We start from the raw sequence: 8,436 nt of genomic DNA, 5'->3' as shown, positions 1-8,436 counted from the left end.
ATGTGCAACGAATACCGCTTCAAGCAGTCGCTGGATAAGATCGCCGAGGAGTTCAGCCGGATCCGGCTGCCGATCCATTGGCTGGGCGGCGCGCCGAACCTGGAGCCGCGGGATTCCATCCGCCCGACCGATCCCGCGCCGGTCGTCCTGGGCTCGCCCGACGGCGCGGAGCTGAAGCAGCTGCGCTGGGGATTCGCCCAGCCCGGGCGGCCGCCGGTGATCAACTTCCGCTCCGAAGGGCGCAGGTTCCCGAACGGCCGCTGCCTGATCCCGGCCGACGGCTTCTACGAGTTCACGGGCGCGAAGTATCCGAAGTCGAAGTGGCTGTTCACGCCGGCCGACGGCTCGGAGCTGTTCTGCATCGCGGGCCTCGTGCGCGACGACCGCTTCACCATGCTGACCGCCGAGCCCGGCCTCGACATCGCCCCCTTCCACAACCGCCAGATCGTCATCCTGCCGAAGGCACAGTGGGCCGCCTGGCTCGGCCCCGCCGAGGCCCAGCCGCCGCTCGAGCCCCTGCCCGCCGGGAGCCTGAAGGTGGCGCAGGTTCGCTAGCCACGCCGACGAACCAGGTTGGAACCACGAAGAACACGAAAGGACACGAAAGGCGCAGCCGCGGTTTTCGTCGATTTCGTGCATTTCGTGGTTTGAGGATCGCGGCGTCGCCGCAAGCGGAGCCCAGCGGACTACGGCAGGTCCTCGGCGAGGATCGCCATCTCGAACATGAAGGAGCCGTCGTCGTCCTCGTCCTGGAAGACGACGCCGATGAACTCCTCGCCGACGTAGACCTCGCAGCTGTCCTTCTGCTTGGGCCGCGGATGCAGGGCGATCCGCGCATTGGCGAAGGTCCCGCGCAGGTGGCCCTCGATCTTGCGGATGGTCTTCTCGTCCACGCCCACGCTCCCTGGCTTGTCGGGCGGCGAACCTAGCCGGTCCGGCGCGCGCGATAAACCTCAGATCACGTAGTCGTACACAGCCTCGGCGAGGGTGTGGTCCATGCTCCGCGCGGGCTCGTCGCAGGTCGGGCAGTTGACCAGCCGGGCCGGGACGCCGGCGGCGGTGCAGCCCTTGGGCACCGGCTTCAGCACCACCGAGCCGGAGGCGATCTTGGCGTAGTCGCCGATCTCGATGTTGCCCAAGACCTTGGCGCCCGCGCCCAGGAGCACGCCCTTGCCGATCTTCGGGTGCCGGTCGTCGCGCTCGGCGCCGGTGCCGCCCAGGGTGACGCCGTGCAGCATGGAGACGTCGTCGCCCACCACCGCGGTCTCGCCGATGACGATGCCGGTGCCGTGGTCCATGAAGATGCCGCGGCCGATGCGGGTGGCGGGGTGGATGTCCACCTGGAACAGCTCGCTCACCCGGCTCTGCAGGTAGAAGGCCAGCGTCTCGCGGCCCTGGCCCCACAACCAGTGGGCGACGCGCTGGGTCTGCAGCGCCTGGAAGCCCTTGAAGAACAGGAACGGCTGGACATAGCCCTTGCAGGCGGGATCGCGCTCGAACACCGCCTTGAGATCGTCCTCGGCGATGGCGACCAGCTCGGGGTGGCCCTCGTAGGCCTCCTCGAAGATGTCGCGCAGGGTCATGGCGCGCAGCTCCTGATCGCCCAGCTTGCGGGCGAGCTGGTAGGAGAGCGCATCGCCCAGGCTCTCATGGTTCAGGATGGTGGCCGCCAGCACGCTGGCCAGCGCCGATTCCTGCCTGGCCGCCTGGGCGGCCTCGTTGCGCAGCGAGGCCCAGACCGGCGGCGCGGTCGCCGGATCGACGATTTCAAGCCGTCCGCTCATCGCGTCCTCCCGCCCCATCGGCCTTCTCCCCTATCCTAGCATGGCGCGCGCCAGCGCGGCCGGCAACGCCCCTTCCCGGGCCATATGGTAGGCGCGCAGCAGCATCGCCAGCGTCAGGACGTCCTTCAGATGGCCGTCGAGCGCCGCCCGCAAGGCCTCGCGGAACGGCGGCCGGGCGATGGCGAGGTCCTCGGTGGCGTCCATCTGATGGCCGCCCGCGGCCTGCCGCAGGCCGGTGGCGATGAAGCCGAAGGCGAGCTCGTCGGTGACCGAATTGGAGAGCTGCGCCTGCAACACCTCGCGCCAGTGATCGGCCTCCAGGCCGGTCTCCTCGGCGAGCTCGCGCCGGGCGCCGTCCAGCGGATCGACCGCGAGCGGGCCGCCGCCTTCGGGGATCTCCCAGCTGTAGTCGGCGAACGGCAGGCGGTTCTGGCCGACCAGGGTGACGCAGCCGTCGTCGTGGATCGGCAGCACGGCGATCGCATGGTTCTTGAAGCCGACCAGGCCGTAATGCGCTGGCCGGCCGGTGGGGGCGACGGCGTCGAACTCGGTCACTTCGATCCAGGGGTTCTCGAAGACGACGCGGCCGGGCCCGCGGGTCCAGGGCCGCCCGTGGGGTTTCAGCCAGGCGGGTTTCTCGGCCATCTCGCGCGCTCGCCTTGTCCCGGACGCCGGCGCACCCATAAAGAGGCGCCACCTTCGGCTTTCTTAAACGAGGCGCCCGTGCCCGTCGCCCTGCCGCCCGCCGCCGAGTTCGGCGAGCCCTTGCCGGTCGTCCCGGCCCCCGAGGTCCTGCGCTTCCTCGCCCGCCGGCGCTCGGCCTCCGCCATGACGCTGCGCGCGCCCGGGCCCACGGCCGAGGAGCTCGACCAGCTCTTGCGGCTCGCCACGCATGCGCCCGACCACGGCAAGCTCACCCCCTGGCGGTTCGTGATCCTGGAGGGCGACAGCAAGGCCGCCTTCGCCGCCCGGCTGGAGGCGCTGGCCCAATCCCGGGGCGACGCCCAGGCCGCGGCGAAGCTCGGCAAGCTGACCGTCCCGCCGCTCGGCGTCGCGGTGATCTCCTCGCCCAAGGCGCCGCACATCCCGGAATGGGAGCAGCGGCTCTCCGCGGGCGCGGTCTGCACCACCCTGCTCTATGCGGCGCTGGCCATGGGCTATGGCGCGAACTGGATCACCGACTGGTACGCCTACGACCCCGAGGCCCAGGCGATCCTCGGGCTTTCGCCCGGCGAGCGGGTGGCCGGCTTCGTGCTGATCGGGACGCCCGCCGAGCCGCCCCGCGAGCGGGAGCGGCCGCACGTCGAAAGCTTGGTGAGCCACTGGGACGCGCAACGCTGAACACACCCCTCCTCCTCGATGGAGGAAGTTCATCGCATGTCGGCGCCACCCATCCGTCATCCCGGCCGGAAGCCCGCGCAGCGGGCTGGAGAGCCGGGACCCAGCGGCGGCGCGCGGCGCGCCTGGGTCCCGGATCGGCCTATCGGCCGTCCGGGATGACGGGCATTCGCGGGAATCCGCGGCCCGGAAACACAACGGCCGGGCGGCGCCAAGCGCCGTCCGGCCTGAGGTGACACGCCCGAGGAGAGTTGGGCGAGGCCAGATATAGGCCGGTTGGAAGCGTTTGGAAAGCGCCTATCGGGTTGGCGGCGCCGGCGGCCGAGCTTTTCCCTCGCCAGGAGAATTAAGGCGACGCCTGCCGGGGCGACGAATGCTGCCCGGCGGACAGCCTAGACTCCGGAATACGGCGCGCGGCCTCCGAAGACCAGACGTTCAGCCGAGCTTGACCTCAGGGAAGCGCTCCGCGCCTCAGCCGCGGCCGCGGTAGGGCGCGACGCCCTGGTCGGGCAGCCACAGGCCCTCGGGCGCAGGCCCGCTCTGCCAGAAGACGTCGATCGGGATGCCGCCGCGCGGAAACCAGTAGCCGCCTATGCGCAGCCAGAGCGGCTGGGCGACCTCGACGATCCTGCGGCCGATGGCGACGGTGCAATCCTCGTGGAAGGCGCCGTGATTGCGGAACGAGCCCAGGTAGAGCTTCAGCGACTTGGATTCGACCAGCCAGTCGGCCGGCGCGTAGTCGATCACCAGGTGGGCGAAGTCGGGCTGGCCGGTGACCGGGCACAGGGAGGTGAATTCGGGCGCGGTGAAGCGGGCGAGGTAGAGCACGCCCTTCTGCGGGTTGGGCGCGCGCTCCAGCACCGCCTCGTCCGGGCTCGCGAAGCCGCGCACGTCGCGGCCGAGCTGGGTGAGCTGGTGGTCGTCCATGCCCGATGGCTTAGCCCCGGAGCCCGCGCGGCCGCAACCGAGACAAGCCGCTCGCCGGGCGCTAGGAAGCCTTCAGGCAGGCGCGGGAGAAAGACGGCCATGGCGGCGGACGACTTCAAGGACTTCGTGGTGGTGGTGACCGGCGCCTCCACCGGGCTCGGCCGCGCGATCGCCGTCGCGGTCGCCCGGCGCGGCGCAAGCGCGGTGATCGTCAACTACGCCTCGAACGCCGAGGAGGCGAAGCAGACCGCGGCCGAGGTCGAGGCCGCCGGGGCCAAGGCGGTCACGGTGCAGGGCGACGTGGCCTCGGACGACGACTGCAGGCGGATCGCGGCGGCGGCGCGGGACTTCGGGCGCATCGACGCGCTGTTCAACAACGCCGGCACGACGACCTTCGCGGCGCACGGCGACATGGACCGGGTCTCGGGCGAGGACTTCCTGAGGCTCTACGGCGTGAACGTGGTCGGCCCCTTCCAGATGATCCGCGCCTGCCGTCCGCTGCTGGAGGCCGGGCCGCGGGCGGGCGCGGTGGTCAACACCGCCTCGATCGCCGGCGTCACCGGCATCGGCTCCTCGGTGCCCTACGCGGCCTCGAAGGGAGCGCTCAACACCATGACCCTGTCGCTGGCCCGGGCGCTGGCGCCGAAGGTGCGCGTGAACGCGATCTGCCCGGGGTTCATCGACACCCCCTGGTTCGGCAAGGGCCTGGGCGAGGCCGGCGCCGAGCGGGTCAGGGCCAATGCGGCGGCCAACACCCCGCTGAAGGCCGCCTCGACGCCGGAGGACATCGCCGACGCCGCGGTGTTCCTGGCCTCGCCGGCCGCGCGCCACGTGACCGGCGAGACGCTGCTGGTCGACGCCGGCAGCCACCTGGGCTTCGCGCCGCTCGTGGCCCGCTGAAGCCCCGGCCCGCGGCGCCCAATCGAACGGCGCCGCCGCCTGCGAGCGCCCAAAGTTCCATCAGCGGCGCAGAGAACCGCGGCCGCTGAGCCGCGCGGATGGACCGCGCCAGCCAAGCCGTCCCCAGTCCCCGCATGGCCGCCGGCGCGCCGGACAAGGCCGAAGACGAGGGGATCACGATGAAGCCATTCGAGACCATCGGCCTGGCGGGGGCCGCAGCCATGACCTTGGGCCTCGCGGCCGGCGCCGCGCACGCCGATCCGCTGGCGAGCCCGGCGATGACCCCGCCGCTGGCGGCCAACGCCAACCCGATCGGCTACGCGACCGGGTTCGGCAAGATCTACCTGAGCGGCCAGCTCACCGGCCTCGGTCTCTGGCAGGACAACTCCGTGCCCGGCGACAAGGACAGCCGCGCCGACCTCTCCAACGCCCAGCTCGAGGTCCAGAAGACCGACGGCGTCGTCCAGTTCTATATCCAGGGCGGGGCCTATTCCCTGCCCTCGCTCGGTGCGCCCTACGTCAAGGCCGACAAACTGCCGGACCTCACCTACAAGTGGGTCCCGCTCGCCTATGTGAAGATCGCCCCCAACGCCAACTTCAGCATCATGGCCGGCAAGCTGCCGACCCTGATCGGAGCGGAATACACCTTCACCTTCCAGAACATGAACGTCGCGCGCGGCCTCTTGTGGAACCAGGAGCCGGCGATCAGCCGCGGCGTGCAGGCGAACTTCACCCAGGGGCCCTGGGCGGTCTCGCTGTCGGTCAACGACGGCTACTACTCGAACCGCTTCACCACCGGCTCGGCGCTCGTCACCTATACGATCGGCAAGCAGGACACCGTCGCCGCCGCCGGATCGGTGCAGTTCCGGAAGACCTCCAAGGCGAGCTTGGCCACGCCCGTTCCCCAGAACAACGGCGATATCTTCAACCTGATCTGGACCCACACCGAAGGGAATTGGCAGGTGATTCCCTACCTGCAGTACGGCCACACGCCGAAGAGCACCCGGGCGGGGCTGCCCGCCTCCGGCTCGGCGTTCGGCGGCGCGGTGCTCGCCAAGTACAGCTTCAACCCGAGCTTCAGCCTCGCCGGGCGGGCCGAGTACATCGCCTCCTCCGGCGGGCAGAGCCTGCTCTACGGGCCCAAGAGCCGGGCCTGGTCGCTGACGCTCACGCCCACCTGGCAGCTGAAGACCTTCTTCATCCGCGGCGAGGTCTCCTACACCGGCCTCGACAAGGCGGCGCCCGGCGCGGGCTTCGGGGCGACGGGTGACAAGGACAGCCAGGCGCGGGCGATGGTGGAGACCGGCGTGCTGTTCTGACACGTCTAGGGTGTCGCCGGAAAGGCGCACTCGCGGGCCGGCGAGCGCGGCGGGGGCAAATCCGTTTGCGCCGTCCCGGCGCGGTTCCTAAGCTCGCGGCGCTCCGCCAGGCTGCCGTTCGTCGCCGGGCTCCGCCGCCGGCGAGCGCGCTCCGAGGCGCGCCTTAACCGTTTGGTCGCCGTTCCCGGGAGCATATGCTGACGACTCGCAACGCGAACGAGGTGCGGCCTATGGAGCGAGTGGCGTTTCGAGCCCAGACCATCGTCGCCGACGTGGTGCTGGCCGCCCTCGCCTTCGCGCTGGCCTATGCGGTGGCGCCGCTGCGCCTGACCGGCTTCGGCTTCTCGGACCTGCCCTCGCTCAACCTGATCCAGCTGGTGGTGCTCTATGCGGCGCTGGCCGGCGGCTTCACCGTGCTGTTCCGCCGCGAGCTGTCGCCCTGGCGCTACGTCTCGATCGGCGACGTGCTGGTGCTGGCGCGGATCGCGATCCTGACCGCCGGGGTGTTCCTGCTCTGGGTGTTCGTGCTCGACCGGGCCCGCGGCGTGCCACGCTCGACCCTGTTCCTGGCGCCGGTGTTCCAGATGGCGGCCTCGATGGGCGTGCGCGTGCTGCGCCGTGCCCTGCACGAGCGGGCGTTCGTCGCGCTCTCGCCGCTGAAGAGTTTCAACGACCGCGCGGCCCAGGCGCCGCCGCTGCTGCTGATCGGCCCGCCTTCGCTCGCCGACACCTACCTGCGCGACGTGGCCCGCAGCCACGACCGCAGCTTCACCCCGATCGGCATCGTCGCCGCCGAGCCGCGCGACGTGGGCCAGCAGGTGCGCGGGGTGTGCATCATCGAGAGCCTCGAAAACCTGGACGCGGCGCTGGCCGATCTGCGCCGCTGGAATCGCTATCCCCGGGCGGTGCTGTTCCTGGAGGAGCCGGCGCGGCTCAAGGGGCTCACGGCCGACCAGCTCGGCCGGCTTAAGAACGACGGCGTGCGGCTGCTCAGGCTGCCGTCCATCGTCGAGCTGGCGCACCACGAGGGCGTCAACCTCGTGCCGATGCGCGACATCAACATCGAGGAGCTGCTGGCGCGCGATCCGATCGAGCTGGACCGCCGCGCGGTGGGCGGGCTGATCCGCGGCCGCCGCGTGCTGATCACCGGCGCCGGCGGCTCGATCGGCGCGGAGCTCTGCCGCCAGGTCGCCGCCTTCCAGTGCGCCCACCTCAGCCTGCTCGACTTCTCCGAGACGGCGCTGTTCGAGATCGAGCGCGAGATCACCGAGAAATATCCGCAGGTCTCCTGCCGGGCCGTGCTCTGCGACGTGCGCAACGGCGAGCGGCTGAACGCCGTCTTCGGCGACCAGGCGCCGGACCTCGTGTTCCACGCCGCGGCGCTGAAGCACGTGCTGATGGTCGAGCGCCACCCGTGCGAGGGCGTGCTGACCAATGTGGTGGGCACCTGGAACGTGGCCGAGGCGGCGCGCGCCTGCGGGGCGGCGCAGATGGTGCTGATCTCCACCGACAAGGCCGTGGACCCGGCCAGCGTGATGGGTGCGACCAAGCGGCTGGCCGAAGCGGTCATCCAAAGCCAGCAGACCTCCAACGGCACGCGTTTCGCCACGGTGCGCTTCGGCAACGTGCTGGGCTCGGCGGGCTCGGTGGTGCCGATCTTCAAGTCGCAGATCGAGCGCGGCGGGCCGGTGACCGTGACCCATCCGGACATGGCGCGGTTCTTCATGACCATTCCCGAGGCCGCGCAGCTCGTGCTGCACGCCACCGCGACCAGCGCGGACGGTCCGAGCGGGCCGGCGCGCCTGTTCCTGCTGGAGATGGGCGAACCGGTGCGGATCATGGATCTCGCCCGGCAGATGATCGCCCTCTCCGGCCGCACGCCCGGCAAGGACATCGAGATCCAGATCGTGGGCCTGCGCCCCGGCGAGAAGCTGACCGAGGCGCTGCTGGACGACAGCGAACGGGCCGAACCCTGCGCGCCCAAGGTGCTGGAGGTGGTCTCCTCCGCGCCGCTGCGCCTGAGGGGCTCGCATATCGGCGAGCTGGAGGCGCTGACCGCGAACGGCGACGGCGATGCGGTGCGCGAGGCGATCTTCCGGCTGGTGGCCCAGGTGCGCGGCGAGCGGAGCGGGGCCGCGCCCAACCTGCGTGTGGTGGCCGGCGGCTGA

General features: G+C 71.0%; 9 protein-coding genes. 5 read left to right on the top strand and 4 right to left on the bottom strand.

Annotated elements, in window-relative coordinates; translation table 11 throughout:
• Window positions 1–555: SOS response-associated peptidase (locus tag VLI41_RS10395; RefSeq protein WP_325268005.1), on the top strand; the 555-nt coding region annotated here is incomplete at its 5' end.
• Window positions 556–686: 131 nt separating this feature from the next.
• Here the strand turns inward: VLI41_RS10395 and VLI41_RS10390 are convergent.
• The 3 genes from VLI41_RS10390 to VLI41_RS10380 are packed head-to-tail and all read right to left on the bottom strand — an operon-like array spanning window position 687 to window position 2,429.
• Window positions 687–893: a DUF3126 family protein gene (locus VLI41_RS10390; RefSeq protein WP_297697213.1), complete on the bottom strand. Its 207-nt coding sequence runs from the start codon at window positions 891–893 to the stop codon at window positions 687–689.
• 60 nt (window positions 894–953) lie between these two features.
• Entirely contained in the window at window positions 954–1,784 is an 831-nt protein-coding gene (gene cysE / locus VLI41_RS10385) for a serine O-acetyltransferase (RefSeq protein ID WP_325268004.1), read from the bottom strand.
• Window positions 1,785–1,814: 30 nt separating this feature from the next.
• Window positions 1,815–2,429 (bottom strand): NUDIX hydrolase, encoded by a 615-nt coding sequence (locus VLI41_RS10380; protein WP_325268003.1) that lies wholly within the window; start codon window positions 2,427–2,429, stop codon window positions 1,815–1,817.
• A gap of 78 nt (window positions 2,430–2,507) precedes the next feature.
• On the opposite strand from VLI41_RS10380, the gene VLI41_RS10375 reads away from it, so the two are divergent.
• Entirely contained in the window at window positions 2,508–3,125 is a 618-nt protein-coding gene (locus VLI41_RS10375) for a nitroreductase (RefSeq protein WP_325268002.1), read from the top strand.
• A 468-nt stretch (window positions 3,126–3,593) separates the two neighbouring features.
• Here VLI41_RS10375 and queF read toward each other — a convergent pair whose 3' ends face one another.
• Complete coding sequence (gene queF, locus VLI41_RS10370; RefSeq protein ID WP_325268001.1) at window positions 3,594–4,049, bottom strand: preQ(1) synthase; 456 nt, start codon at window positions 4,047–4,049, stop codon at window positions 3,594–3,596.
• 99 nt (window positions 4,050–4,148) lie between these two features.
• Between queF and VLI41_RS10365 the strand changes: the two genes are divergently transcribed.
• The 3 genes from VLI41_RS10365 (at window position 4,149) to VLI41_RS10355 (ending at window position 8,436) form a co-directional block, all read left to right on the top strand.
• Window positions 4,149–4,949, top strand: a complete 801-nt coding sequence (locus tag VLI41_RS10365; protein WP_325268000.1) for an SDR family NAD(P)-dependent oxidoreductase — start codon at window positions 4,149–4,151, stop codon at window positions 4,947–4,949.
• A gap of 98 nt (window positions 4,950–5,047) precedes the next feature.
• Entirely contained in the window at window positions 5,048–6,268 is a 1,221-nt protein-coding gene (locus VLI41_RS10360; RefSeq protein ID WP_325267999.1) for an outer membrane beta-barrel protein, read from the top strand.
• Window positions 6,269–6,507: 239 nt separating this feature from the next.
• Window positions 6,508–8,436 carry a nucleoside-diphosphate sugar epimerase/dehydratase gene (locus tag VLI41_RS10355; RefSeq protein WP_325267998.1) on the top strand — a complete coding sequence of 643 codons (1,929 nt, stop codon included), beginning with the start codon at window positions 6,508–6,510 and terminating at the stop codon, window positions 8,434–8,436.

It is taken from the genome of Phenylobacterium sp. (genome assembly GCF_035475775.1).
GTDB lineage: Bacteria > Pseudomonadota > Alphaproteobacteria > Caulobacterales > Caulobacteraceae > Phenylobacterium.
This window is presented reverse-complemented; position numbering and strand designations above follow the sequence as displayed.

Coding starts and splice junctions, on each gene's coding strand:
- VLI41_RS10380 (WP_325268003.1), bottom strand. CDS start 2,429: ATGGCCGAGAAACCCGCCTGGCTGAAACCCCACGGGCGGCCCTGGACC.
- queF (WP_325268001.1), bottom strand. CDS start 4,049: ATGGACGACCACCAGCTCACCCAGCTCGGCCGCGACGTGCGCGGCTTC.
- cysE (WP_325268004.1), bottom strand. CDS start 1,784: ATGAGCGGACGGCTTGAAATCGTCGATCCGGCGACCGCGCCGCCGGTC.
- VLI41_RS10360 (WP_325267999.1), top strand. CDS start 5,048: ATGGACCGCGCCAGCCAAGCCGTCCCCAGTCCCCGCATGGCCGCCGGC.
- VLI41_RS10365 (WP_325268000.1), top strand. CDS start 4,149: ATGGCGGCGGACGACTTCAAGGACTTCGTGGTGGTGGTGACCGGCGCC.